General features: G+C 60.0%; 29 protein-coding genes and 1 pseudogene. 17 read left to right on the top strand and 13 right to left on the bottom strand.

The features are described from left to right. The first annotated feature begins 44 nt into the window (after nt 1-44). From BLW01_RS16955 to nhaA, 8 genes are all read left to right on the top strand, one after another. Nucleotides 45-815: an IclR family transcriptional regulator gene (locus tag BLW01_RS16955; RefSeq protein ID WP_139243951.1), complete on the top strand. Its 771-nt coding sequence runs from the start codon at nt 45-47 to the stop codon at nt 813-815. Nucleotides 816-926: 111 nt separating this feature from the next. Continuing rightward, a complete protein-coding gene (locus tag BLW01_RS19040; RefSeq protein ID WP_092571882.1) occupies nt 927-1,169 on the top strand; it encodes a YdeI/OmpD-associated family protein in 243 nt (80 codons plus the stop codon). A gap of 164 nt (nt 1,170-1,333) precedes the next feature. Further along, a complete protein-coding gene (locus tag BLW01_RS16945; protein WP_092571880.1) occupies nt 1,334-2,167 on the top strand; it encodes a class I SAM-dependent methyltransferase in 834 nt (277 codons plus the stop codon). Nucleotides 2,168-2,282: 115 nt separating this feature from the next. Further along, nucleotides 2,283-2,645, top strand: a complete 363-nt coding sequence (locus BLW01_RS16940; protein ID WP_092571879.1) for a YciI family protein — start codon at nt 2,283-2,285, stop codon at nt 2,643-2,645. A gap of 70 nt (nt 2,646-2,715) precedes the next feature. After that, complete coding sequence (locus tag BLW01_RS16935) at nt 2,716-2,973, top strand: VOC family protein (RefSeq protein WP_092571877.1); 258 nt, start codon at nt 2,716-2,718, stop codon at nt 2,971-2,973. 135 nt (nt 2,974-3,108) lie between these two features. Continuing rightward, nucleotides 3,109-3,831: a Crp/Fnr family transcriptional regulator gene (locus tag BLW01_RS16930; protein WP_092571876.1), complete on the top strand. Its 723-nt coding sequence runs from the start codon at nt 3,109-3,111 to the stop codon at nt 3,829-3,831. A 499-nt stretch (nt 3,832-4,330) separates the two neighbouring features. Next, entirely contained in the window at nt 4,331-5,755 is a 1,425-nt protein-coding gene (locus tag BLW01_RS18845) for a hypothetical protein (RefSeq protein ID WP_229806514.1), read from the top strand. A 227-nt stretch (nt 5,756-5,982) separates the two neighbouring features. Next, nucleotides 5,983-7,338: a Na+/H+ antiporter NhaA gene (gene nhaA / locus BLW01_RS16915; RefSeq protein WP_092571872.1), complete on the top strand. Its 1,356-nt coding sequence runs from the start codon at nt 5,983-5,985 to the stop codon at nt 7,336-7,338. Between the two features lie 200 nt (nt 7,339-7,538). Here the strand turns inward: nhaA and BLW01_RS16910 are convergent, their stop codons facing one another. The 3 genes from BLW01_RS16910 to BLW01_RS16900 all read right to left on the bottom strand — a co-directional run bounded on the left by BLW01_RS16910 (nt 7,539) and on the right by BLW01_RS16900 (nt 11,668). Next, nucleotides 7,539-8,567 carry a GntR family transcriptional regulator gene (locus BLW01_RS16910; protein WP_092571870.1) on the bottom strand — a complete coding sequence of 343 codons (1,029 nt, stop codon included), beginning with the start codon at nt 8,565-8,567 and terminating at the stop codon, nt 7,539-7,541. 63 nt (nt 8,568-8,630) lie between these two features. Beyond that, the gene (locus tag BLW01_RS16905) at nt 8,631-10,631 is read right to left on the bottom strand and encodes a TRAP transporter permease (RefSeq protein WP_092571868.1); all 2,001 of its coding nucleotides are present in this window, start codon (nt 10,629-10,631) and stop codon (nt 8,631-8,633) included. Nucleotides 10,632-10,711: 80 nt separating this feature from the next. Beyond that, nucleotides 10,712-11,668, bottom strand: coding sequence for a TAXI family TRAP transporter solute-binding subunit (locus BLW01_RS16900; RefSeq protein ID WP_092571867.1), 957 nt, complete (start codon nt 11,666-11,668; stop codon nt 10,712-10,714). Nucleotides 11,669-11,809: 141 nt separating this feature from the next. Here BLW01_RS16900 and BLW01_RS16895 point away from each other — a divergent pair, with 141 nt between their 5' ends. Both BLW01_RS16895 and BLW01_RS16890 read left to right on the top strand, forming a co-directional pair. Continuing rightward, nucleotides 11,810-12,571 carry an SDR family NAD(P)-dependent oxidoreductase gene (locus BLW01_RS16895; protein ID WP_092571865.1) on the top strand — a complete coding sequence of 254 codons (762 nt, stop codon included), beginning with the start codon at nt 11,810-11,812 and terminating at the stop codon, nt 12,569-12,571. Then, on the top strand, nt 12,571-13,341 hold the full coding sequence (locus BLW01_RS16890; protein ID WP_092571864.1) for an SDR family oxidoreductase: 771 nt from the start codon (nt 12,571-12,573) through the stop codon (nt 13,339-13,341). The genes BLW01_RS16895 and BLW01_RS16890 overlap by 1 nt, the downstream gene beginning before the upstream one ends. Before the next feature lie 111 nt (nt 13,342-13,452). On the opposite strand, the gene BLW01_RS16885 is transcribed toward BLW01_RS16890, so the two are convergent. Further along, nucleotides 13,453-13,692, bottom strand: a complete 240-nt coding sequence (locus tag BLW01_RS16885; RefSeq protein ID WP_229806513.1) for an SDR family oxidoreductase — start codon at nt 13,690-13,692, stop codon at nt 13,453-13,455. Nucleotides 13,693-14,294: 602 nt separating this feature from the next. On the opposite strand from BLW01_RS16885, the gene BLW01_RS16880 reads away from it, so the two are divergent. From BLW01_RS16880 to BLW01_RS16855, 6 genes are all read left to right on the top strand, one after another. Next, the gene (locus BLW01_RS16880; RefSeq protein ID WP_092571862.1) at nt 14,295-14,687 is read left to right on the top strand and encodes an ester cyclase; all 393 of its coding nucleotides are present in this window, start codon (nt 14,295-14,297) and stop codon (nt 14,685-14,687) included. A gap of 111 nt (nt 14,688-14,798) precedes the next feature. Further along, on the top strand, nt 14,799-15,056 hold the full coding sequence (locus BLW01_RS16875) for a type II toxin-antitoxin system Phd/YefM family antitoxin (RefSeq protein ID WP_022992576.1): 258 nt from the start codon (nt 14,799-14,801) through the stop codon (nt 15,054-15,056). Further along, entirely contained in the window at nt 15,044-15,346 is a 303-nt protein-coding gene (locus tag BLW01_RS16870; protein ID WP_092571860.1) for a type II toxin-antitoxin system RelE/ParE family toxin, read from the top strand. The genes BLW01_RS16875 and BLW01_RS16870 overlap by 13 nt, the downstream gene beginning before the upstream one ends. Before the next feature lie 263 nt (nt 15,347-15,609). Further along, nucleotides 15,610-16,029: a GFA family protein gene (locus BLW01_RS16865; protein WP_092571858.1), complete on the top strand. Its 420-nt coding sequence runs from the start codon at nt 15,610-15,612 to the stop codon at nt 16,027-16,029. A 148-nt stretch (nt 16,030-16,177) separates the two neighbouring features. Beyond that, a complete protein-coding gene (locus tag BLW01_RS16860) occupies nt 16,178-17,110 on the top strand; it encodes a 5'-nucleotidase (RefSeq protein ID WP_092571857.1) in 933 nt (310 codons plus the stop codon). Between the two features lie 160 nt (nt 17,111-17,270). Beyond that, nucleotides 17,271-17,660 (top strand): VOC family protein, encoded by a 390-nt coding sequence (locus tag BLW01_RS16855; RefSeq protein ID WP_092571854.1) that lies wholly within the window; start codon nt 17,271-17,273, stop codon nt 17,658-17,660. A 193-nt stretch (nt 17,661-17,853) separates the two neighbouring features. On the opposite strand, the gene BLW01_RS16850 is transcribed toward BLW01_RS16855, so the two are convergent. The 9 genes and pseudogenes from BLW01_RS16850 to BLW01_RS16810 form a co-directional block, all read right to left on the bottom strand. Next, complete coding sequence (locus BLW01_RS16850) at nt 17,854-18,459, bottom strand: LysE family translocator (RefSeq protein ID WP_092571852.1); 606 nt, start codon at nt 18,457-18,459, stop codon at nt 17,854-17,856. Between the two features lie 14 nt (nt 18,460-18,473). Continuing rightward, nucleotides 18,474-19,307 carry a helix-turn-helix transcriptional regulator gene (locus BLW01_RS16845; RefSeq protein WP_092571851.1) on the bottom strand — a complete coding sequence of 278 codons (834 nt, stop codon included), beginning with the start codon at nt 19,305-19,307 and terminating at the stop codon, nt 18,474-18,476. Between the two features lie 172 nt (nt 19,308-19,479). Then, nucleotides 19,480-19,677: pseudogene (locus tag BLW01_RS16840) on the bottom strand (efflux RND transporter permease subunit); the annotation flags it as partial. Continuing rightward, complete coding sequence (locus BLW01_RS16835; RefSeq protein WP_092571849.1) at nt 19,674-20,198, bottom strand: methylated-DNA--[protein]-cysteine S-methyltransferase; 525 nt, start codon at nt 20,196-20,198, stop codon at nt 19,674-19,676. The pseudogene BLW01_RS16840 and the gene BLW01_RS16835, both read right to left, overlap by 4 nt. Nucleotide 20,199: 1 nt before the next feature. Continuing rightward, nucleotides 20,200-21,570, bottom strand: coding sequence for an AlkA N-terminal domain-containing protein (locus tag BLW01_RS16830; protein ID WP_092572057.1), 1,371 nt, complete (start codon nt 21,568-21,570; stop codon nt 20,200-20,202). A 122-nt stretch (nt 21,571-21,692) separates the two neighbouring features. Next, nucleotides 21,693-22,916 carry an MFS transporter gene (locus tag BLW01_RS16825; RefSeq protein ID WP_092571848.1) on the bottom strand — a complete coding sequence of 408 codons (1,224 nt, stop codon included), beginning with the start codon at nt 22,914-22,916 and terminating at the stop codon, nt 21,693-21,695. Continuing rightward, a complete protein-coding gene (locus BLW01_RS16820) occupies nt 22,913-23,479 on the bottom strand; it encodes a TetR/AcrR family transcriptional regulator (protein WP_092571846.1) in 567 nt (188 codons plus the stop codon). The genes BLW01_RS16825 and BLW01_RS16820 overlap by 4 nt, the downstream gene beginning before the upstream one ends. A 116-nt stretch (nt 23,480-23,595) precedes the next feature. Then, on the bottom strand, nt 23,596-24,276 hold the full coding sequence (locus BLW01_RS16815; RefSeq protein WP_092571844.1) for a 5'-methylthioadenosine/S-adenosylhomocysteine nucleosidase: 681 nt from the start codon (nt 24,274-24,276) through the stop codon (nt 23,596-23,598). 78 nt (nt 24,277-24,354) lie between these two features. Next, a complete protein-coding gene (locus BLW01_RS16810) occupies nt 24,355-25,287 on the bottom strand; it encodes a LysR substrate-binding domain-containing protein (protein WP_092571843.1) in 933 nt (310 codons plus the stop codon). Between the two features lie 122 nt (nt 25,288-25,409). On the opposite strand from BLW01_RS16810, the gene BLW01_RS16805 reads away from it, so the two are divergent. After that, nucleotides 25,410-26,114, top strand: a complete 705-nt coding sequence (locus BLW01_RS16805; protein ID WP_092571841.1) for an FMN-dependent NADH-azoreductase — start codon at nt 25,410-25,412, stop codon at nt 26,112-26,114.

Below are 26,114 nucleotides of genomic sequence, written 5' to 3'. Positions count from 1 at the left end.
ATGCCATTGTTTAGGCGTGGCGACCGCTAGGGAGGGGTAAGGCATTGAGTGAACAGGAAAAAGTGGACCGCTTAATGGTCAAGAGCGTGGTAAAGGCATTTCGAATCCTCGAAGTCTTCGATGCCGAGCATCCGGCGATGAGCGTCAAGCAGTTGGCAGAGCGATGCGATATGGACCGGAGTGCCGCGCAGCGCTTCATCCACACGTTGACGCAGCTAGGCTACTTGCAGCGCAACGAAGAAACCCAGCTGATAGAGCCGAGCGTGCGAACGTTGGATATTGCCGCACACTATCTTCATGCCCACCCACTGGTCGATAAGGTGCGCCCCTATCTGCTGAACCTGAGCAAGGAAACGGAAGGCTCGGTCAGTTTGACGATTCTGGACGGGCCGGATGTGGTTTACCTTTCTCGCATGTTGAGTCGCAACATGCTGGATACGGACATCACCATTGGCTCTCGCCTACCGGCATTCTGTACGGCCCCTGGGCTGGCGATGTTGTCCCAACTGGAAGCGGGGGAAGCCAGGGATATCCTGGAGCGCACGGACAGGAAGTGTTACACGTCGAACACCGTGCACGAGTTACCTGCCATCATGGAGCGCTTGGTGCAGTGCAGGCGTCAGGGATATGCCTTGTCGATAGAGGAATATTTTCTTTCCGATATCTCCATCGCTGCCCCGGTGCTGGATAGACACAATCGCCCTCGCGCAGCTGTCAGCATCTCGATGTCTCGTGTGCGGAGTATGCCTGAGGAATTGGAACAAAACCTGTCGAGTCTGTTGATTTCCACCGCCCGTCAGCTATCCAGGCTATGACAGCTTGGAGGTTAGTCATCGTCGGTACGCTCGCACACCCGGCTGTATCGGCCCATTCCAATGCTGCGGACTTCCCACACTGCCGTGGACACGCATCGCTGAGCGCTAGCGGTGAGCAGGCCGGGACTGAAGGTCGACTTCAAGGCGAAGCGTGAGCTGGAGCTTCCGGAAGCACTGACCCAGATCTTGAACAAGAACCGCAGGCTCGCGAAGGCATTTTCATGCGCTGGCGCTCGGTCACGGAGAGGTTACGTCCTACACTTCACAGAGGCGAAGCAGTCTAAGACGCGTATCGCACATACCGAGAAGTGTATCCCCAATGTCCTCGCGGGAAAGGGCACGAACGATCGCTAGCAAGGACACAGGCCACATTCACTCTGCGGGCGAGACAGCCTAATCATGCGCTGCTGTCTGACAAATGTTCTGCTTCGCTCTACATGGACAACTGCATCCGGGGTTGGGTAACCCCGCCTTGTCGATGTCCATGGGGACTTCCCATCGGTGGAAGGAGAAAACTCATGAACCAGAATGCGAGCGTTGATTACGGGGCCGTCACCGCACGTCAGCAGGAAGCCTGGGCCACAGGGGATTTTCACGAAATCGCACGGCAGAATGTGGTGATGGCCGAAGCTCTCTGTGCGGCGGTCGATCCTCGCGGAGGTGACCGAGTGCTGGACGTTGCCTGCGGGAGTGGGACTGCCGCACTGGTGGCAGCGCGGAGATACTGTGAGGTTACCGGTATCGACTACGTGCCGGCGTTGATCGAACGTGCCAAGCGGCGAGCTGCCGCGGAGGGATTCGGGATCGACTTCCGCGTGGCTGATGCACAGACCTTGCCGTTTCCGGATGCCAGCTTCGACGCAGTCTTGTCCGTCTACGGGGTGCAGTTCGCACCGGACCAAGAACGAGCGGCGTCGGAGATGTTGCGAGTCTGTCGCCCGGGCGGAAAGATCGGGCTAGCGACGCCACTCCCGCAGGGCTGGAGCGGGGACTTCTTCGCCACCAACGCGAAGTATATGCCTCCACCGCCTGGGCTCAGGCCGCCGATGCATTGGGGCACTGAAGCCGGTCTCAAGGAATTGCTTGGATCCGGCACCAGCGCCGTCGACAGCGAGGAGCGTACGGCGCTGCAGTACTACCGCTCGGTTGACCACGCAGTCGAGGTGTTTCTCAACTATTTCGGCCCGGCCATGCGGGCGGCCAGTGCGTCGGATGATGAAACCAGGGAAAGTCTGCGTAGTGACCTGCGTGCGGTATTCGATCGCTACAACCGTGCGACGGACGGCTCGGCGGTTGTCGAGAACCGATACCTTCTGACGGTAGGCACCCGCACAGTAGCGACGGCGGGCTAGCTGTCGATTTCCGCACCTGCCATTCGATTAAGGGCGTAGCCGCGTGCGACACCGAGTTCCTGTCGGGAGAGCCGCCCGCGGGCTCCGGAATCCATTCACCACGAGAGGCACGACTATGCGGTACTTGATATTCATCAAACATCCCAGTGACTATGGCGATACGGAAGTACCGCCCGAGCTCTACGAGGCGATGGGAGAATTCGTGGAGGAGCAGATCAAAAGCGGCGTGTTCCTCGATGGCGCAGGTTTACAACCGCTCGCCAAGGGCACTCGCGTTCGCCTGGCAGGCGGGGAGATCAGCGTCACGGACGGTCCATTCACAGAGACCAAGGAGGTGGTGGGCGGCTATGCCCTGATTGAGGCGAAGACGCACGCCGACGCGGTCGCTTTGGCGAGGCAATTCATGGAACTCCATCGCATTCATTGGCCGGAGTTCGAAGGTGAATCCGAGCTCCGTCCGCTCGAAGAATCGGCCTGACGGGGCTTGCAGGGGATGCTCCCGTGGACGGCCTCCCTGAGGCTGGGGTTTTAAATCGACAGGAGGTCATGTGAACGCGGTTGCATATTTCGAGATTCAAGCAACCAACCCCGAAGCGGCAATGCATTGCTACCGGGATGTGTTCGGCTGGGAGTTCGAGAAACAGGCGGGGTTGCCGATTCCCTACTGGCGAATCGACACGGAAGGGATTCACGGGGGATTACTCGAGCGTCCCGTCCCTACGCCACCGGCAGAGTGTGGAACCAACTTCAACGCCGAACGCTTGATCGCTCACGGCCCCGCCGGATCCGACAATGGCTTGAGATAGGGCAGTCGTGGCTCGAACGATTCGTAGCGGGCCATGAGACGGCATGATCGAGGAAGGTCACACTGAACGATGCCCAATGAGGACGCATATATTGATAGTCAGCAAGGACGAGACCCTATCCAGGGGGGACAACACATGACCGAAAGTCACTCACATGATCAAAACCAACTGCTTGCTGCTTTGCCAGACGAGGCCAAGCAACGCGTATCGTCTCTTCTTGAGCCCGTATATCTGTCCCTTGGGCAGGTGCTGCACGAGGCGGGCGGGTTACTGAGTCATGTCTATTTCCCGATCGATGCGATTGTGTCGCTTCTCTACGTGACAGAGAACGGGGCATCCGCGGAAATCTCGGTAGTAGGGAATGAAGGTCTGGTCGGTATCGCTGTCTTCATGGGGGGCGAAAGCACTACCAACCGCGCGATCGTGCAAAGTGCCGGCCACGCGTTGCGGCTGCCGGTGAATCAGCTCAAGAAGGAATTCAATCGCCATGGAGAAATGCTGAACCTGTTGTTGCGCTATACTCAGGCACTGATCACACAGATGGCACAAACGGCGGTATGTAATCGCCATCACTCGATCGATCAGCAGCTATGCCGCTGGTTGCTGTTGTCCTTGGACCGGTTGCCGGGCAACCAATTGAACATGACCCAGGAACTGATCGCCAACATGTTGGGGGTCCGTCGTGAGGGAGTCACCGAGGCGGCCGGCAAGCTACATAAAATGGGCGTGATCGAATATCGGCGCGGGCATATTACGGTACTCGACAGGGCGCGACTCGAGCAACTTAGCTGCGAGTGTTACGCCGTGGTCAAGAAGGAAAGCGATCGCCTGATGCCCTATGGCACAATCCTGCAATGACCGACGCGATGGGGCGTTGCAGAAAATGGCGGGCGTAGACCCGCCGGGACCATTCAGGTTTGGCCGGGCTCCATACTCATGAGTTCGTCGTCACCGCGAGCCGCTTGTAAAGGCTCACCCTGGTTATCGCAGAGAGGAACGTGAACGTACATGAGTGTACCCAATACGGCCGGCTCGTGGTCGGGACGCCGCGCAATGATTGGGTGCCAGGGCCTTGGAGTACCGGCGCTGATAGGGAGGTCGCTGAGATTTTTCATGGGAGTGACCTTGGTGACGCCATCCGCGAAATGCATGACAGCAGCGATGTCATGTTGCACTAATCAACCCGAGCGTTCGGTGCGCTGGCGCGCATAAGCCCCATTTTCTCCCTCCCATCGGCCCGTTCTGGAGAGGGGACTGTACGCTAGCGAACCGACAAGTGCCCGGACCTTTTGCATTATTCTGGAAACGCAGTATCGCCTGCCCCAATGGGTAACACGCCTTGACCAGGATAGTGCTTGTGGATTCGCTTCTCGGTATTCTAGGCTGGGCCTCTACCTCGTCATCGCCTTGGAATGATACGGCCCCTGTGCGGGACGAGTTGTTCAGTATCGAACGGCTTGAGCAGCATGCCGGCAGCCTTGCTTCGGCTCAGTGTGTCACTGATACGCCGCCCAGGGTCCTGCCGTTGGCAAGACGACTGGAGGACAATGCCAAGGTTCTGCTGGCAGCGTATCACGCGAGTGCCGCGGAAGTGGCCGAGGGGCGCGATATCGTTCCCGCTGCGGCCTGGCTGCTCGACAATTACCATCTCATCGAAGCCCAGATCCGCGAGATACGTGGCGATCTGCCTCCCGGCTATTATCGGCAATTACCGAAATTGGGAACGGGCCCCTTGGCGGGCTACCCTCGCGTTTTCGGGGTAGCCTGGGCATTCATTGCTCACACCGATAGCCATCTCAATCCCGATAACTTGCGTGGTTTCATTGCTGCCTATCAACGCGTTCAACCGCTGACTATCGGGGAGTTGTGGGCAGTGGCGATCACCCTGCGTATCGTGCTCGTCGAGAACCTGCGACGACTTGCCGACCAGATGATCAGCGAACAGGCAGCGCGCAACGACGCTGACACCCTGGCGACGCGATGGCTCGTCCCCGAGGGGGAACGTTCCTCGCTTGACGCCAAGACATGGATGCGCGGCATGAGTCCCCTGGCTGGTCCGTTTGTCGCCCAGTTGGCCAAACGCTTGCGTGGCCTGGATCCTGGATATATCTCTTTGGTCGATAGTGGCAGCCTCGCCGGTCACCTTCTGGTTGTCGCCAATGCCTGTGAGGTCTGGTCGGAAGCCGAACTTTTGTCTGACCCGAGCCCGGGTATCGCGGATAACCTGCGTCTCGTCCGTGACACCCTCCGCACGGTACCCATGAGTCATGACGCCGATGTCGCTGCGCTCAAGGAGCGTCTGGACGAGATCGAGGCACGTTTGAAGGGCGATACTCTGTTCGCGGATTGGTTGCCGGCTCTGAAACGATTCGTTGATCAAACCACGCGCATGGTTCATGACACCCTGCGAGATGTCGAAGCCTCGTGGGCTGAAGAGCTCCTGTTCTGGATCGGAGCCTTGCGTAAGTCGGTGGCCGAGCATTGCCGCGACCGGAAAACATTCGGCAAGGCCGCCTCGCTATTCCGGCTGCAGGCACGATATAGACAGGTCGCCGACACTGCTCGCCGGATGGCGCTGGAAATGGATTTTACCTTCCTTTTCGATCCCGAGCGTCAACTCCTGTCGATCGACTATTCAATGGACGACAACTCTCTCGACGGCAGTTGCTACGATCTGCTCGCTTTCGAAGCACGGCTCGCCAGCCTGTTGGCGATTGCCAAAGGGGATGTTCCGACACGTCACTGGTTCCGACTTTCGATGATTGAACGGGCGTATCAGTAGGTATCGGATGACCGAATGAGCTAGCGAAGCCGCTGCCTTGGTTTGCAATGAGAATGACGGTGCTGCGGGGCCTGGCTGGTCGTCCTTCCGGCATGCCAAAGGCCATGTACCATTAACTGCCTGTAGCAATGATGAAAGCTTGGTCACTTGAAGGCCCGGAGGTATTCCCAAGCGCGTGATAACCATCCGGGACCTGGTAAGTGTTCTTATCACTAGGATGCAGTTTCATGGTTCAGGATCATAAAATAGATCTACATCACACACCACTTCCCAAGGGATACGTAGACCGAATTACGAGACCTTTCTCAAGATTTTTGCGCATTGAGTCAGCTGGGGGAGGACTACTACTTTTATTCACGATACTTGCCCTTTCGTTATCTAACTCACCATGGGCAAGTGCTTTCGAAAATATATGGATGACCCCGGTAGGTATTCACATTGACTCGCTGGAATTTTCGCGGCCGCTGCGCGAGTGGATCAACGATGGTTTGATGACCCTGTTTTTCTTTCTTGTCGCATTGGAACTCAAGCGAGAGCTGGTACTTGGAGAACTTAGTAGACCGCGAATGGCCGCTTTGCCGATAATCGCCGCTTTGGGTGGTATGGCCATCCCCGCTTTGTGCTACTTGACCTTGCAAGCAGGACAACCTGGTCAGAATGGTTGGGGTACGGTCATGGCTACCGATACAGCCTTTGTCATCGGCTGTCTCGCCTTGTTGGGGCCCCGTATCCCACAAAGTTTACGCTTGTTCATGTTGTCGCTGGCGATTATGGACGATATCGGCGCTATTCTGGTCGTTGCTATTGGCTACAGTAGCAATATTAGCTGGAATGCATTGTTGTTAGCCATGATCGGTTTATTCACGGTACGAGCAATGGCTCTGCTCGGCTTGCGCGGTTTTCCTCTCTACTTTTTTGTTGGGGCGGCTATATGGTTAGCCGTTGATGCCTCAGGAATTCATCCTACTATCACCGGCGTCATACTTGGCTTGATGACACCCGCACGCCGCTGGGTCAGTGATGAGCGACTATACGCTATATTAGGACAGGTCGTTGCTCATCCAACCAGTAGTGAAAGCAATAGAGACACGCAAGACAGGGAAACATTACAGGTGGCTTCGGTTGCGGCACGCGAGTCATTGTCGCCTTTAGAACGTCTCGAAATTGCGTTACACCCATGGGTCGGTTTTTTTATCATGCCGCTTTTTGCATTTGCCAATGCCGGATTATTACTTTCCTTGAGTGACTTTGGAAGTTCGGTCACCGTGGCAGTCTTTTTAGGTTTTGTCCTCGGAAAACCCATCGGTGTGTTACTTTTCAGTTGGCTAGCTGTGCGTTTGTACATCGCCACTCGTCCAGCCGAGCTCACGTGGGGCCTGATTGCAGGTGGCAGTCTGCTCTCTGGAATCGGTTTCACAATGGCATTGTTCATTGCAGGCCTGGCCTTTAGTGAAAGTCTCATCAATAGCGCTAAGCTCGGGATTTTTCTCGCCTCCATTGTTTCCGCTTTGGCGGGGATGTTGTTGCTGACCTGGCTGCATGTAAGGAAATATCGCACGCTACGAGTGACGCAGCACATGTGATTCGAGCCTGGAGTCTTACAGGTGACCGAAAATATTAAGGGGCTGTCTAGCGCTAATATATGCTATCCATTCAGGGGGCACTCTCTTCAGTGGATAAGAATGGACACTTATCGCTAACTGCTATGGAGGTCAGCGATGCCGACATCAAGTGAGAGAAGGTCAAGAAGACACACTTGCGTAGAGGAATGCCGAGTGACCTCTCACGTCGCAGTCCCATCCGAGAGTGGTTTGAGGTAGGGCAGCGGGTCGAACGATTTGTGGCGGACCATGTAGTCGATACGGCCGAGCACCCGATCCAGTGCGCCGCGTAGGTGATCTTCGAGGAGCCCGGCGGCGTTATCCGGCTGACCCGCCTGGAGTGTCTGGACGATCGCCAGGTGTTCTTCCATGAAAGGGTCGACGTCGTAGGCGGAGGGCGTTGTGTCGTAGAGGTGGGCGTTGGCGATCAGCAGGGCATGATAATGCTGCAGCGTCTCGATCAGGATCTGGTTGTCGCCGTACGAGAGCAGTTCCACGTGCAGCCGTTTCTCCAGCCGGTCATACTCCTGGGGAAGCACGATTTCAGGTTGGCTGAGTACTGCATCGAGTTCGTGCTGCATGTCGTCGAGGAGCCGGCGGGGCAGGTTCGGTGCCGCGTGGCGCAGGGCCTTGGGTTCGAGGATCCAGCGCATTTCATAAAGCTGGGTGATGCGCTCGGCGGTCAAGCGGGGGAGCAACCAGCGCCCTCGCTGGTCCTTGCGCAGGATACCGACATGTTCCAGCCGTGCGAGCACTTCCCGTGCCACCGTGCGGCTGACGCCATAGCTGGCGGCCAGCTCGGTCTCGATGATCCGCCAGGCACCGTAGGCCGAGCGAGCGACCGCCTGACGCGATACGTCCTGATAGATGCTTTCCCAACTGGCGGTATTGATCAGGGCGGCGTGCTCGTCCGGGGCATCATCGTCCTGATTCGCCTGGAATGCCGGTTGGGCTGTCGGGGCCACTGTTACACCACGGTGCTCGGTGCGATTGAGCACGCCGAGGCGTTCGAGCGACTTGAAGGCATTGCGGACCGTCGCCCGGCTGACGCCGAAATCGTTGGCGATGCCGACCTCTGTCAGCCGGTCACCCTGCTGGAAACGGCCCCTGGCGATCCGGCGCTGCAACTCACTGGCTATTTGTTCGTGCAAACGCGGGGCTCGCCCCGTTGGATCACTGCCGTTGCCGATCGCCATAGACCTCTCGTTCATCGTCGTCACCGTGCCATCTGCCACACATTATCAAGCCCCGGGATGAGAGGCTTCAAGCGCGGGTCATGACGGGACCAGCTTGCCTGGTCTGGCACGGTATTCGATGACAAAGATCGCGCCGGCAATGACCAGGGCTGCCAGGTTGGCCCACAAGGCCGGGTACATGATCAGCAGAATGCATCCTGCCAGTGCGATGACCTTGTAATGCGCCAGGCCACGAGTCAGAAAGCGTTCGCCAATGCCGGCCATGCATACGACGGCCAGAACACCGCCCACCAGGGCGATGGCCAATTGCCAAGGACTGGCATCCTGCCACTGTACGAGCGCTGGCCAGTAGACGAAGATGAACGGGACTAGATAGGCGGCCATTCCCAGGCGCATGGCCGTGAAGCCGGTTTTCATGACCGGTGCGTTGGCGATGCCAGCACCGACATAGGCAGCCAGCGCCACCGGCGGTGTGATCGACGACACGCCACCCCAGTAGTAACAGAACAGGTGTGCTACCAGGGGTGCGACGCCCATTTCCACCAGGCTCGGAGCGACCAGCGTCGCCGTGATGATGTAGACCGAGGTGGTCGGTAGCCCGAAGCTCAGGAATAGCGAGGCCGCTGCGGCCAGCAGCAGGGCGGGCAGCAGGTTGCCGTCGGCGACACCCAGGATGGATTGGGTGAACAATAGCCCGATACCCGACAGCGCCACCGTGCCGACGATGAATCCGACGGCGGCACAGGCAATTGCCGTGGAAATCGTGTTGCGGGCCCCCAGCACGAGCGCGTCATAAATGTCTCGCAGGCTCATGCGAGTCTCACGGCGCAAGGCACTGATCACGACGATGGCGATGATTGAAAAGAACGCCGAGAACAGCGCAGTGAAGCCAAAGACCAGCATGCCGATCAACAGGAAAATCGGTAGCACCAGGTGGCCGCGCGAGAGGATGACGGCCTTGACCTTGGGCAGTCGGTTGCGGGGTAGCCCTTCCATGCCGAGTTTCCTGGCGCGCAGATGAACCTGCAGATAGACAGCGCCATAGTAAAGGGCGGCCGGGATGATGGCGCCCAGCGCCACATAGCTGTATGGCATTTGAAGGTACTCGGCCATGATGAAGGCCGACGCTCCCATGACCGGTGGCAGGAACTGTCCGCCGCAGGAGGCGACGGCTTCCACGGCAGCGGCGAAATAGCCCTTGAACCCCAGGCTTTTCATCAGGGGAATCGTGAAAACCCCGGTCGATGCCACGTTGGCGGCCGACGAGCCCTGGATCATGCCCATCATGCCGCTGGCCAGGATGCCGACCTTGGCCGGCCCGCCGGGGCTTTGCCCGGCCGCGGCAAACGCCAGGTTGGTGAAGAAGGTGGTGGTGCCCGATTTCTGCAGGAAGGCGCCGAAGAGGATGAACAGGTACACGTAAGTGGATGAGACCCCGACGGCAATGCCGTAGATGCCCTCGGTGGACATGTACATCTGCCTGATGATGCGCTCGAAGCTGAAGCCGCCGTGGGCGAGCATGCCGGGGAGATACGGGCCCAGCGCCAGATACCCCAGAAAGACGAGCGACAGCACGACCAGGAACATGCCCATGGTGCGGCGGGCGGCTTCGAGGATGACCAGGCAGAAGATCGTGCCGACGATGATATCGGTCTGCGTCGGGAATCCGCCACGCATGACGATATCCTGATAATAAAAGGCCAGATAATAGGACGTGATCGCGCCCGTAATGGCAAGGGCCACGTCGATCAGGCTGGGGCGGCGGTCGGCACCGGCACGGGTCGCCGGATAGATGAGAAAGCACAGGAACAGCATGAAGGCCAGGTGGATGGGGCGTTGTTCCATGGCCGGTAATGGGCGGTAACCGGCGGTGTAGAAATGGAACAGCGACGAGGCAACGGCGACCATTGCGAATAACGTTGCCCACCAGCCTGCCAGCGAGCGGGTATCACTCTTGACCTCTGACTGGGAACTGAGCGCATCGACATCGATGACGCCTTCCCCTTCGAGGTCGGGACGCTCCCATTGGGCATCCGAGTCGTGCTGCCGACGCGACTCGTCATCATGCGATCCGGCCATGATAGATTTCCCCCGTTGGCATCATCGGGGCTGTGATGAGAACAGCCCCGATTATCGGTAGTAGCGTGACGAACGACGACTTACAGAACGCCCTGTTCCTCGTAATAGCGTTCCGCACCCGGATGCAGAGGGAAAGGCAGATTTTCCGCAGCGTCCTCGAGCTCCATGTACTCGGCGAGGGGATGCACACCGATCAACTCTTCCTTGTTCTCGAACATGGCCTTGGTCATTTCGTAGACCCGCTCTTCGGAAACGCCTTCATGGGATGCCAGCGTGATCGGTGAGGCAAAGGTCTGGATGTCCTCATCGCCGAACGGATTGTCATCGGCATCGAGAGTATAAGCGTAATCGAGCCCCTGGTCGGCCATGTACTCGATGATGTCCTCGTCGATATCGAGGGCGCGGCCACGATCGGTGTCGGCGATCTGCTGGATGCTCGATGAGCCGGGGGCGTCCGGCCAGATCAGGGCGTCGATCTGGCGATTGCGGACCTGATCGATCGCGGAATCGTGGACCGTGAACTCGGGTTGGATGTCTTCATAGGTCCAGTCCAGATGTTCCATGATCGAGCGCCACCAGGTCTCGCCCGCGCCGCCCTGGGTACCCACCGACACGCGCATGCCTTCGAGATCCTTGACCGACTCGATGTCCTCATCGATGGCGATGAACCACTGAGGGTTGGGATAGACCGTGGCGATGGCGCGCAGTCCCTCGTATCGCCCTTCCGGCCGCTGTTCGAATTGTCCCGTGTTTTCGTAGGCCTCCTGGCCGATCCCGCCGGACAGATAGGCCAGCTCGACTTCCTGGTCGGCCAGCAGGTCGAGATTCTCGACGGTGCCGCCGGTGGCTTGAATGGAAGCCTCCACGCCATCGATCCGGTCGTTATAGATCGATGCCAGACCACCGCCGAGGCGATAGTAGTTGCCGCCGGAACCGGCGGTGGCGATGCGGATGAACTCCTCCTGGGCTAGCGACGTCGTGGGAACCATGACGAACGGGAGAGCACCGAGACTCAGGGTTATCAGCGTTTTGTACATTGGCGTTGCTCCTCTGAGAGTGCGTACCGGATCTTGTTGTTGTATGAAATGTATATGTGTATACACATATACATTTAGGCTAGAATACCCAGTGATGCAAGTACGTCAATCCAACGCCGGCGAACGACAAGGAGAACAGCCATGCCGACTGCACGACTGTCAGGACTGAATGCCCTGGTGATCGGTGGGTCCAGCGGGATCGGGCAGACCCTCGCCGAAGGCTTTCAACGAGAAGGCGCGCGCGTTGCCATAGCGGCACGCACCACCGATAAGGTCTCAAGGGTCACTGAACGGTTGCGCGAGAGCGACTCCTCGGCGCTCGGCTATACCGTCGACGTCACCGAAAGACAGGCGATCGACAGGCTCGCGACCGATGTGTCCCGTGACATGGGGACCCTGGACATCCTGGTGAACTGCCAGGGCACCACCGTCATCAAGCCCGCCACGGAGGTCTCGGAAGCGGAATTCGATCAGGTGCTGGATACCAACCTCAAGAGTGTCTATTTCACGAGCACGGTGTTGGGTGGCTTGATGCTCGACCGTGGCCAGGGCGCCATCATCAATATCGCCTCGCTGGCGGCCCATCGGGGGTGGCCCAATGCCTGCGCCTATTCGATCAGCAAGCACGGTATCCTGGGACTGACCCGGACCCTGGCCGCGGAATGGGCCGAGCAGGGCGTGCGGGTCAACTCGATCTCGCCGGGATTCTTCCTCACCGAACTCAACCGCGACCGTATGCCGGCCGAGCGTAAACAGGCCGCGCTGACGCGAACCCCGTATAACCGCTTCGGCGAAGTGGACGAACTCGTCGGTGCGGCGCTGTTTCTGGCATCCGAGGAGTCCGGTTTCGTGACCGGTACGGATATCAGTGTCGATGGTGGCTATCTGGCGGGAGGCATCTGATGACGGACAGCAACGATCAGGTGACGCGCCCCGGGCGGGTCGCCGGCAAGACGATCCTGGTCACCGGCGCGGGCCAGGGGATCGGGCGCGCGGTGGTCGAGCAGTTGGCCGCCGAAGGGGGGCGGGTGATCGCCACCAGTCGCACCCTGGCGCCGGTCGACGCACTGGCGGAACAATTCGCCCGCGTGGAATCGCATCAGCTCGATGTCGCCGACGACCAGGCCATTGCGGCCCTGGCGGCGCGTATCGGTCCGATCGATGTGCTGGCCAATGTGGCCGGCTATGTCCATGACGGCACGATCCTGGATACCGAGCCGGACGACTGGGAACGCTCGTTCGACATCAACGCGCGGGCCGTGTATGCGACCTGTCGCGCCTTCCTGCCGGGCATGCTCGAGCGTGGCAGCGGCAACATCCTCAATATCGCCTCGGTCGCCGGGCCGCTCAAGGGCGTGCCGCGGCGGTTCGCCTATTCGGCCACCAAGGCTGCCGTCGTCGGTATGACCAGGTCGCTGGCCATGGACTTCATTCGCGACGGCATCCGGGCCAACGTCATCTGTCCCGGCACGGTCGAAAGCCCGTCGTTGGTCGACCGGATGCATGCCACCGGCGATGCCCAGGCGGCGCGTGAGGCCTTCATCAACCGCCAGCCGATGGGTCGACTGGGCCGTCCCGAGGAGATTGCCGCCCTGGCGGTCCATCTCTCCTCGGACGAATCCGCCTATACCACGGGTGCCGTCTATGCCGTCGATGGCGGGGCGATGCTGTAACCGGGGCGATAAGACGGCATGCCCGTATGTTCGGCTCGGCTGGTCGCCATTGCGGCAACTGCACCGGTCTGCACCGGCATCATCTCGTTTTCCTCACACGATCGTCGGCGTTTAGGCACTGGCGGTGGGGCGAACCACGATCTCACTGGTATCGACATCGCTGGGCTGATCGATCACATGGGCTATCGCGGCGGCAATGGCTTCGGGCTTGAGGGCGATCTGGCGGTAGGCTTGCATCGCTTCGGCGGCGCTGGCGTCGGTGATGGTGTCGGCCAGTTCCGATTCCACTACACAGGGAACCCTGGCCATCATTGCGGCGGTCACGGCCATGGCGACAGGGGATGCCTTCATCAAGTTTTTCGCCGATACGGTCCCACTGGATGGGCTCATTGCCGGGCGCTCGATATTCGCCGTCGTGCTGCTGGTGCCGCTCACCTCGATGATTCGCCTCGGTCGGTTGTTTAAAGCCTTTTCGGGCAGGTAATCATATCTTGCTATGAGTCGCCGTTGATCCGGAACGTGGTTGGTGATCCGCGTCGAATGCTAGGCTGAACCTCATGACATCATAATGAGATAACCGATACGCATGGGATGGTCTTATGACATCGGCTTCCTCAGAGCCCTGAATCACACCGCACTCGCACGACCGTCGGGGCGGATGGACCTGCCGACACTTTCTATGACCGTGTCCCACTGCCTTTCCAGGGCGGTGCCCGTGACTACTCCAGCAACAAGCATAACGACGCGGTATGGAGTAAAGAACAGCCACTTGAGTCGCTGGAAGCGATTACGGGAAAGCTGTCGTCTCAAGCAGACTCTCCACCAAATGCAATTGGCGCGTTTATTGGTGTTAGGCATCACGCGCAAGCTCACTTCCATCAATGGCGTCCACTGCTTACTCTTGGGCACCCACAACGCGCATCCGCACCTTCGCGGTACAGAAAGGGTCACCGATGACCAAATCCGAACTAGCGAGCGTCTACCGGGACTACATTGCCTGTCTAAATGAGCAAGATTGGTCGACTTTGGGGCGTTTCGTTCATGAAGAAGTGAGGCATAACGGCAATCAAATTGGGGTGACAGGCTATCGCGAAATGCTGGAGAGAGACTTCACCGATATTCCCGACCTGCACTTCAACATTGAGTTGCTAGTTGCCGAGCCACCGTACGTAGCAAGCCGGCTGCGCTTCAACTGCACGCCAAGAGAGAAATTCCTCAACCTCGACGTTAACGGAGTGAAGGTCTCGTTTGCCGAGAACGTCTTCTATGAGTTCCTTGACCGGAGAATCGCCCAAGTCTGGTCAGTCATTGACAAGGCTGCAATCGAAGCTCAACTACTATCTTAACCCGATCCAAGTGACGCCTAACCCTTCGCCTCAGCTCAAACGTTAGCTATGATTGCCTCACCAGAAAAGTGATACTATAGTGTCACTATTAGTCCGATTCAGGGTGAGTCCATGAAAGTCGAGCTTGTTACGAACCTTAAGCGTCAAGCAACAAAGATTCTGGCAGATCTGCACTTGTCTAAAGAGCCGATACTGATCACGGAGCATGGTCAGCCATCCGCATACCTTGTCGATGTGCAGGATTATGAGTTCATGCAGCGCCGACTTGAGCTGCTTGAGGGGCTCTCAAGGGGAGAGCGTGCTGTACTCGAGGGAAGAACGTACAGCCAAAGTGAGGCCAGGGAGAAAATGAGTAAATGGCTGAAGTAATCTGGACGGAGTCCGCCCTTCAGGAACTGGATGCCATCGCTGAGTACATTGCTCTGGATAATCCTTCTGCCGCAAGTCATCTGGTCCAGGAAGTTTGCGATACGACCGAGCGTTTGGAAGACTTCCCCCAATCCGGACGGATTCCCCCAGAGCTTCCTGATTCGGTATACAGGGAGTTAGTGGTTCCACCGTGTCGCATTTTTTATCGTGAGGATGTCAGTCGGGTTCTCGTCCTCTATGTCATGCGAGAGGAGCGGCAGCTTCGTGCGTACATGCTTGGGGACAGCTAACCGGGCGCTCCGCTTCGATACGTTAAAGTCACCGGTGCGCTTCGGCGTTGGACGGTTCGAAGAGGGGTGAAAACATGGTCAATCTCACGGCCCGAACGCGACATCACAGGCCTGTACCCTCGCGACCGGATGCCTCAGGCTGCACGTCGGCCAATACAATACCCTATAGAAGCTGTGGTATCGGAGCCTGATGGGCGGCTTAGCCCAACAGGCATTTATCTGCCATGCTCCGCACGGTGTAAAAATGCTTAACAATTAAATGTATGGAAGGAGATCCCTCTATGGGGCTGAAGGGAAGCTGTTTGTGTGGCGAGATAAGTTACGAAATAGACTCTGTGGATATGCCCATTGTGCATTGCCACTGCCAAACTTGTCGTAAAGCCCACGCGGCTCAGTTTGCCTCTACGGCTGGCGTAAAGCGCGAGAATTTCCGTTGGCTTAAGGGCGCGAGTTTCATTTCTACGTTCGAATCCTCGCCTGGGAAATTGCGTCATTTTTGCAAACGCTGTGGTTCTCATTTAGTGGCAGAGAGGCCGGCGCAGCCACATGTAATCGTTCGCGTAGCTACTCTGGACGGTGATCCTGAATTGAGGCCAGAGGCTCATATTTGGGTTTCGCATGACGCACCATGGCTTGAGTACGAGAGGGTACGCAAGCATAGAGAATGGCGTGACGACATTTAACCAGTCAATCAAGTTGCGTTCCGCAAGCCGCCTCCGTTCGAGAAGCACGAATAATGCATAACCAGCCGCTGTTGCCGGACAATTCTTACACTGCTGCGCGGCTCCTAAATTGCCGCAAACCTCCGCGTTTCGACGGACCGAGATAGAAATGCCATATCCGATTGACCGAAAATTCGTAATTGCTGTCGCCTCTAGCGCGCTTTTTGATCTGCGCGCGTCGGACCGGGTCTTCCGGGAAGAGGGCCCTAAGGCGTACCGAGAGCATCAAGAGGCGCATTTAGATGAGCCTCTTGACAAAGGTGTCGCGTTTCCCTTCGTTCGACGCTTTCTTGATATCAACGAACGTTTCAGCGAAGAGCGGCCTGTGGAAGTGGTCCTTCTTTCCCGGAATTCGGCCATAACGGGCAAACGGGTATTCCGTTCGATTGTTCATCATGGACTCGATATATCGCGCGCTGCATTTCTAGAAGGTAAGTCACCGTACTCCTACATCCCGGCCTTCAATGCGTCCCTGTTTCTCTCCGCAAATGAGGCGGACGTATCGCAGGCAATTGATTACGGGTACCCGGCTGGGACGGTCTTGCCAACCGATGTTGTCGATGACATAGCGGATTCAGAACTGCGGGTTGCATTCGATTTCGATGGTGTTATCGCGGATGACGCCTCTGAACGTGTCTATAAAGAGGGCGAGCTTGATGATTTCCATGAGCATGAAAGCTCAAGATCGCACATCCCGCATAGCCCTGGCCCCTTGGCTGACCTTTTTCAAAAGCTGGCATTCATGCAGAACCTGGAGGATCGTGCCGTTCAAAAAGATCCCGGCTACCAACGCATTCTCCGAACTGCGATTGTCACGGCAAGAAATGCGCCTTCGCATGAGCGTGTCGTGACGACACTGGAACACTGGGGTGTCAGCGCAAATGAGGTCTTCTTTCTCGGTGGCATGCAGAAAGACCGAATATTGAAGGTACTGAAACCCCATATATTCTTTGATGATCAACGAACCCATTTGGAGTCCGAAGGTGGAAGCATTCCTATGGTGCATATCCCCTTCGGCTTGGCGAACGAGTCGGTCGAATAATGCGCTGCAGCAGACACCTGAACCGTTGTCTAGAGAAAGGACTGAATGCCGGGCGACCGGCGTATCTGTGCCAGCACTGGCCGGGTATCCGGCAGCGACTGATCCGGGAGGCGTCCCTCTATCCCGATTATGCAAATATAGAGACTTGAAAGGAGAAGTCATGGTCTCTTTTGGAAGGATGGTCATTCTTGTCGAAGATTATGAGGATGCGCTCAATTTTTATGTTGAAAAGCTTGGCCTAGAGCTGTCGACGGATGTTGAGGCGGGGGAGCGTCGCTTCATCCATTTGACCTTTCCAAGCCGAAAGGATGTAGGTGTCTGGCTTTTGAAAGCTGAAACCGAAAGAGATGTAGCTGCTGTTGGTCAACAAACGGGCGATCAGCCTATCGGAGTTCTCTATACTGATAGCTTTTACGATGAGTTTGATCGACTCCAAGAAGCGGGCGTTCGATTCTTGGAGAAGCCGATAACGGTTGAAGGTGCAATATCCGCCCATTTCTCAGACTTATATGGAAACAAGTTAGTGCTTGTTCAGGTGCTAAATGCATAATCGGTGCAGGCACGGCGACGCCCCTTCCATTACAAGGGCGCGCATGCTGTAGGCGTTATGCAATCATTTCCAAGAAACGATCAGTGGCGCATCCGGGTTGACCGAAGCTTTGGGGCTCTCACCAGTCAGTCAATGAATGATCGCGTGAGCGCCGTGCTGTCAGTCCTGAAATGACGCTCCGGCCTTGCCGCCTTCAAGACATGAACGGCAACCAGACGTGCTCATAGCCGATCGATATCGCCACTCCGGCGAGCAGTGCCGCCATAGTCAGGTTGAAATATCTGAACCATCGGGGGTTCCTGATTCGGCTTCCGACCAGGTTGCCCAGCATCGCATAGCTTCCCGGCGCGCCGATGGCTAATGCGGCCAGCCCGAGTGACCAGATCACCAGGGGGATACCGTGGATGCCTTCGGCGGGAAACTGGATCGTGGCGATCGGTAGCGTGGCGACCACGCCCTTGGGATTGAACAGTTGCATGATCAGGCCATCGCGAAAGCGCAGGACGCGCGGGGCATGATCAACGTTGCCCAGATCAATGCGGGTTCGGGCAATGCGAACGGCGAGATAGAGGATGTAGCCGCAGCCCAGTGCGCCGATCACCGCCAGTATATCGCCCTGCACCCAGGCGGCACCGGCCCAGCCGAACCCCAGGAATAACACCAGCATGGCCGTGCCGACGCCGAGGCAGAACCCCAGTGACGCTCTGGCTTGCCCGTTGAGTCCGGCGGTCAGGCCCAGAAAATTTACCGGCCCAGGCGTGTACATGACGCCCAGGGCATAGGCGACGATTCCCAACATGGAGAGACCTCGGCTCAGGTGGTGATATGGCTCTGATACTGGCGGGGTGTCATGCCATAGATGCGCTTGAAACGCCGGTTGAAATGGCTGAGATCGGCAAAGCCATACTGGAAGGCAACCTCATTGAGCGATGTGCCGGCGTCCAGTGCCGCACGCGCGGCATTGACCCGACAATTGATCACATACTGGTGTGGGGTCATGCCGAACTGCCGGCGAAACAGCCTCAGGAAATGGTATTTCGAGAGGTGGGCCGCCTGGCTGATGTCGTCCAGCGAGACATCCTCGCTGAGGTGGGAGTGGATGTACTCCCTGGCGAAGCCGAGCAGGGTATCGGGTCGGCTGGCGACGTGGTTCGGTTGTAAGGCGCCGGCGAGTTGAACGGATCGCGCAATGAGCCGGTAGAGAGCGTTTTCCTGGTCAATGCAACTGCCGACCTGGGTCGTGACCAGGCGCACCAGTTCCAGGATGTCCCGGCGCAGGACCGGGTCCTGAATCAACGTCTCGTTGATGCGGAAATCGGTCGCCGCCTCATGGCCGAGGGCGTCGGCGAACAGCGCTTCCAGTTGTCGCGGGTGTGCGTAGACCATGACATAGTCCAGTGTCTCTCCGCCGCCTGGCTGGCCGTCGTGAACCTCTTCGGGGTTGAACAGAATCACGTTGCCGGGCGGGCTGCGATGAAACTCACCGCCGCTGAAGAAGTCCTGGCGTCCCGCCAGCGTGACACCGAAGGCATACTCTTCATGGGCGTGGCGATCATAGCTGAAATCGTGCATCGCTGCCTGAAGCACTGTCAGTGCCGGTACATGGGGGCTCTTGGTGAACCGAAACCGGCTCGACTGTTCCGTCATGCCGCGTTTCTCCTGCCTGTTGACTTTGCACAGCATAGGCCGGATCGACCGCCTGATGCTTGGACATAATTGCTATGTTGTATCCAGTCAAACGACGCACGTTCATGTACATTTCATGTCATGCTCGATATCGGCATCGGGATAAGTCGATGCCAGCGCTTTCGGCAGCCGCTCACGCCTTGTACTCGCTTCCTGCCGGCTGGTCGCTTGCCTGCGGCTCGCGGTGGCCACGCTCGACCAGTTTGCGCAGCGCCACGTAGAACACCGGCGTGAGGAAGAGTCCGAACAGGGTCACGCCGATCATGCCGGCGAACACCGCGGTGCCCAGTGCTTCACGCACTTCGGCGCCGGCGCCGCTGGCCAGCCTCAAGTGTCGTGAAGCGAGGCAGGGTCGGCCAGGTCCAATCTGAAAGGCATTTCACCTGCCTCGAACGCCAGTAACCAGCGCTTGCGCTCCAGACCGCCGGCATAGCCGGTCAGGCTGCCGTCGCTGCCGATCACCCTGTGGCAGGGCACCACGATGGCCAGTGGATTGCGTCCGTTGGCCGCTCCCACTGCCCGTACCGCCTTGGGATCGTCGAGATGTGCGGCGATCTCGGCGTAACTGGCGGTACTCCCGAAAGGAATGCTGAGCAATGCCTGCCAGACGCGCTGCTGGAAGGGCGTGCCCTGAGGAGCCAGGGGCAGGTCGAACGATTGCCGCTGGCCGGCAAAGTACTCCGCCAACTGCTGTTGGCCGCGCCGGGTATGCGGGTTGGGCCTGGGCGGTTCGTCGTCGGCCGTGACGAAAGCGATCTCGGTGAGGCCGTGCTCGTTGGCGCGCAGACGGATCGGGCCAAGCGGTTCGTCGTCGGCGGGGAGGTAATAGTCGAGTGCGTCGAGTGAAGACATCTCAGTGGCTCCATAGTTGCAAGGTGAGATAGCTGCGCCAGGGAGCGGCGCACTGTGGATCGGCGTTGTGCAGGGCAGGCAGGGCTTTCTGGATGCCCAGGTCGCCGGCGAGCCAGATATCCGGGTGCGAATGGCCACGCATGGCGGCATAGTCGGCGGTCCATTGGCCGATGCCTTTGAGGGCCGTCCAGGCATGAGTGTCGTCGTTGGCCTCGGCACCGGCGTACCAGGCAGCAAAGCGCTGTAGCGTCTGGCGACGGGTGTCAGGCATGCCGAGAAAGTCGAGAGGGCTGGCGGCGATGGTGGCTGGCTCCGGAAAGTGTCGGCAAGGCTTGCCATCGATATCACCGGCGGTTTCGCCGAGTTCGGCGACCAGCCTGGTGGTTAACCCCCGGGCGGCGGTCACCGAAACCTGCTGGCCGAGAATCGCCCTCACCCCGGCTTCGAATGGATTCCAGATCCCTGGCAGGCGCAGTCCTTCCACCAGTGGCAGATCCGGCAGGGCCTTGGCCAGGTGCGCTTCGATGAGCGTACTGTCGGCATCGAGGTCGAGAAGGCGCCGGATGCGACGCACGATCGGCGCCAATGAGCCCAGGTCGTTCAATGTCAGCGCCACGTCGAAGACATGCCGCTCGGGGCGATGTATCGCGGTGAAGTGGCCTTGGGTCGTGCCCCAGGTGATGGTGCGTCCATACACATCGTCGTCGATCCATTCCAGACCGTCGATGGCGCGACTGGCATAAAAGTCGCGTAGTGTCTGCCAGGCATAGGGTGGGCGGTAGGCGAGTTCGAGACTCAGTGCGGCCGATGGGGCGCCGACGCGACGCCGCAGTTCTCGCGGTGCTAGGCCGACGCGTGTCTTGAAGGCGTCGTTGAAGCGGCGCAGGCTGCGAAAACCGCTGGCATAGGCCACGTCGGTCACCGGCAGACTGGTCTGGTGCAGCAGTTGTTTGGCAAACAAGCACTGCTGATAGAGAGCGTAGCTCTTGGGCGACACGCCAAAGCGACCGTGGAACAGGTGGCGCAGATAGCGATCGCCGATCCCCAGGCGTGCGCACAGTTCACTGAGCGAGCCTTGCTGTAGGGCGCCGCCATCGATCAGCCGCAGTGCTCGTTCCAGCGTGGTATCGACGCCTTTCCAGGCGGGTGAGCCGGGAGCGCTGTCCGGCCGGCACCGGAGACAGGGGCGAAAGCCGGCCTCGGCGGCAGCCACTGCGCTCTCGAAATAACGGACGTTACGTTCCTGCGGTGGGGTGGCCGGGCAGATGGGCCGACAGTAGATACCGGTGCTCGTCACCGCAGTGAAGAAGCGACCATCGAAACGGGCATCCCGGGCCAGGCGTGCCTGACGGCAGCGTTGCGGATCGAGCACATCGGTCTCCTCGAAGCTCTGTGATCTCCAGTATATCGCTTCCATGCCACCTGACTCGCCGGAATCGGCAGTGAAGGCCAGCGCCGGGGAGCTGTCCGAGGCGTGGCGTGGGTTCGATATGGCTAGCGGTCCGCCGGGTCATCCCGATCAACGGCTTCGAGTGGTCGAGCCTCGTCTACGGCCGGTGCGCCTCGCTCGTTCAGCCACCACGACCCTAGCCAGGCGACAGCAATGCCCAGGATGGCGAAGAGCACGAAGGCGATGGTATGGCCCTCGGCCCCGACCAGCCAGCCGGCCAGCGGAGAGCCGGCGACCTGGCCCACCGAAGTAGCGAGCAGCGGCAGCACCGGGGCGAAGGCGGGTGCCTGGGTCATGATCTGGGTGCTCCTGACCAGGTAGAAGCCGGTGAGGATCATGTAGCCGGCGCCGAACAGGGCCGCGGAGGTCAGGACGAGGGCGAAGTCAGCGGGATCGACGGTCAGCAGCGCAATGGCTGTGGACATCACGGTGAGGCCGGCGGCATGGCTCAGGGCCGGTCCCAAGCGCGCGATAAGGTCGCCGGCGCCACCTCCCGCGAGTCCCCCGAGGCCGACCGCCAGCCACATCCAGGCAGTCTGGCTCGATGCGAGCCCCCCGGCGGTGATCACTGCATCGGGGGCAAACACCCAGTAGGCTGCGCTCACGCAGCCCATGACGCCGGCCATGCCGCTCAACCTGCCGATGGCGAGCCATTGTGTCCGACTCACCGGCACGGCGGCCGTACTGGGTCGCGAGGGTGAGGCGCGCTGCTCATCCCGCGGCAGGTAGCAGAGGGCCCCCACGACGCCCAGAGCCGCGAGGGCGGCGAAGCCGACATAGGCGCTGCGCCAGGCCTCCGCCCAGATCAGCACCGCGGGCATGGCGAGCGCAATCCCCAGGCTCGTGCCCGCATTGATGATGGCGTTGACCCGCCCGCGCAGGCCGGGCGGCACGACTCGGTGCACCGCCTGCGCCATCACCGGCGACGACAGCCCGGTGCTGATCCCGCAGATGAGCACGCCGGTGGCCAGTGCCAGCGAGGAAGGTGCCTGCGCGATCGTCATCAGCCCGACCCCTGCCAGACCGGCGGCCGCGACTCCTGCGCGGCGAATGCCGAGGTAGCGCGTCACCCAGGGGGCGGCGAGGATCGCGAAGACGAAGCTCAGGAAGGGCAGAGCACCGATCACTCCCGCCATGGTCGGCGAGATCGTCAGTTCGTCGCGCATCGCGGGCAGGAAAAGCCCGAACACGAAGCGGGCCAGTCCGTAGGTGATGGCAATGACACCGCTGCCGAGGGTCGCCATGCCGAGCGGGGACAGGGTCTTCATGGGGTCTCGCTCCAGGCCGCTGAGAGCAGGGCGTCGGCCGCAGCCCGGGTGTCGGCCAGGGCCACTTCCGCACCCAGCACCGCCACCGCCGTATTGCTGCCTTCCAGCATCAGGAAGAGGCGTCGTGCCAGACGGGTGTGATGGTCCAGCCCGTCGCGGGCCACGGCGGTCTCGAGGCGAGCCAGCAGGTCGGTCTTGGCGGCAGTCGCCAGGGCATGGATCTCGGCGCTGTGCTCGGCGTACTCGCCCATCGCCTGGGCCATGATGCAGCCATGCTGGCTGTACTGCTCCAGCCAGTGGCCATGCGCCTCGACCAGGGCGAGTGTCGCCTGGCCCGGCGAGGCGGCGGCCGCTGCCGTATCCAGACTGGCCATGAAGCGTTCGTGACGAGCCTTCAGTACGGCCATCACCAGGGCCTCCTTGGAGGCGAAGTGGTTGTAAAGCGTCATACGCACCACGCCGGCGGCCGTCACGATGCGGTCGATCCCCGTGGCATGGAACCCCTGGTCATAGAAGAGGCGCTCGGCCGTGGCGAGCAACTGGTCGCGTTTGGAAGCTGGCATCGACTGTCGTTCCTGTATAGACCGATCTATCTAAATAAAAAGCTATATAAATACAGTACACCCGGCCGTGTCAAACGACGCTGCAGAGAAGGACCTTCCGCAGCCGCCGCCAGATCTCAGTGCTTCAACAGGCCTTCGGCGAGCGCCTCGCCAAGACGGTCGACGGTCATGGCCAGCCTCTCGTCGATGACGTGGAGATACTGCGTCCAGTCATCTACGTGGTGCAGCTCGGCCTTGCCGTCCGAAATGCCGCGCAGCACGACCAGCGGCACCTCGAAACGCATGCAGGCGCGCAGGCAGGCATAACTTTCCATGTCCACCATGTCGGCGGCGATGGCGTCATAGGCTGCGCCTGAGACGATATTGGCGCCGGTCGACAGCGTGGCCTCGCGAATGCCGGGAATGCGCAAGGGCAGCGGGAGAGAGGCCGGCAGGTCGAGAAAGGGTGTAGCGCCCGCCTCGAAGCCCAGCGAGGTGGCGTCCATGTCACGGTAGGACACGGCAGTCGCCTGATAGATCTCGGTCTGCTCGAGCACCGGGCTGCCCGCCGAGCCCAGCGACACCACCAGGTCCGGTAGACGCCCGCGCTGGGTGAGGGTGGCCAGGGCCGCGGTGAGCTCGACGGCCGCCTCGACCGGGCCTACGCCGGTCATGAGCGGCTCGATTCGCTGCCTGAGATGCGGGCCGTATTCGGCATCGGCCGCCATCGCGAAGAGAATGTAGCTGCCGCCGAGTGCCGTCAGCGGGGGCTCACCGATTCCATCGGTACGAGTGTCAGGAGTAGGAGAGTGTTTCATCGATACTGTTTGCCTTGCCATGAGTGAGGTCGCCCCAGTGTACCGCCTTGGCGGGCCGGCTACCGCGGCTGGGCAGGATCAAACGCCATTGGCATTTCCTCGAGTGCTGTCCGAAAGCTGGTAAAGTCCTCCCGGCACCCTCATCACCCAGTCGCGGATCGCTCGTATCGTCGGCGTATCGCGCCGGCTTTCCGGATAGACCAGATAGAACGGCTTGCCCTCCAACTCCGGCCCGAAGGGCTGGACCAGGCGCCCCTCCGCCAGTTCATCGGCGATCAGCGGGCGACTCATCAGGGCCACTCCCTGACCGCCGATGGCAGCGGAAATGGCGTGGGTCTCGTCGGAAAATACCAGCCCGGCGCCGACATCCAGCCCCTCCACCTTGGCCCGCTTCTGCCAGCCGGCCCAGTCTGCGGGCGTTACCGAGGCGTTCTGGGGCCGAAAGTGAATCAGCGGATGATCGGGCAGCTCAGACGGATCGTTCAGGTTCAGGTGGGGGCTGCAGGCCGGGATGAAGGTGTTGTCGAACAGCTTTTCCACCACCAGTCCCGGCCACTGGCCGTCGCCATAGCGAATTGCCAGATCCGCGGTCACGCCGTCCAGTGCCACCGGCTCGTGGGAGGCGTGGATTCGCAGGTCGATGTCCGGATGCGAGTCCCTCAGCAGGCACACCCAGGGCAGCAGCCAGCGCACGGCCACCGCCGGGGTGGTGGAGAGGGTGGCCGCCTGACGGACGGGCGGCGTCTTCAAGCGCGCAACGGCCTCTCCGATGCTGTCGAACGCCGCTTCCAGAGTCTGGAAGAGCTCCCGTCCCTGCGGCGTGAGCACCAGCTGCCGAGGCTTGCGCACGAAGAGTTCCACCTCCAGGGCATCCTCCAACCCCCGGATGTGATGACTGATGGCCGTGGCCGTGACGGACAGCTCATTGGCTGCCTGCTTGGCGCTCTGGTGGCGGGCGGCGGCCTCGAACGCCCGCAGGGCAGAAAGTGAAGGGAGTCGGCGAGGGCTCATGGTTGAGTTAGGCTCATCTATACCGGCAAATATTCATCGTTTGTGGCCCCAATACCTGGATTATAGGCTCAAGTCACCCCTCAACGATGAGTGAGTTCAACTCACAATACAAGGAGCCTGACATGACCCATATCCTGCAGCTGGACGCCAGTGCCCGCCCCGGCCTCGCCGGCACCGACGAGCACGGCTCCCTCAGCCGCCGCCTTACCCACCGCTTCGTCACCGGCTGGCAGGCCCGTCAGCCGGAGGCCATCGTGACCCATCGCGACGTGGGCGGCAGCCCGCCCTCCTTCATCGACCAGCGCTGGATCCAGGCCGCCTTCACGCCCCTGGAACGCCAGGAGCCCTGGATGGCGGAGGTGCTCGCCGAGAGTGATCGGCTGATCGACGAGCTGACGGCAGCCGACGTCGTGGTGATCGGCGCCCCGCTGTACAACTTCGGCATGCCGGCGGCGCTGAAGGCCTGGGTGGACCTGGTGGTGCGCATGGGGCGCACGGTGGACTACGATCCGAGCCGGCCGGACGACCCCTTCACGCCCCGCCTGGCCGACCGCCCGCGTCACGCGATCGTTCTGTCGTCACGGGGCGGGGCCGGCTTCGAGCCCGGCGGCGAGCTGGCCCACATGAATCACCTGGAGCCCGGCCTGTCCACGGCGCTGGAATTCATCGGCATCACTCGAATCCATCGGGTGGCCATCGAGCACCAGGAAGAGGGCGGAGAGCCGTTGGCAGCCTCCATCGCGGCGGCAGAGCGCCGGGTGGATGCACTGATCGGCCGGTTGCAGGAACTCTACCGAACCAGCCGCGAGCCGGCGGTGACGACCTGA

Source organism: Aidingimonas halophila, assembly GCF_900106955.1.
Taxonomy (GTDB): Bacteria; Pseudomonadota; Gammaproteobacteria; order Pseudomonadales; family Halomonadaceae; genus Aidingimonas; species Aidingimonas halophila.
Note: the sequence above shows the minus strand (reverse complement) of the source record. Positions and strands in the feature narration are given on the sequence as shown.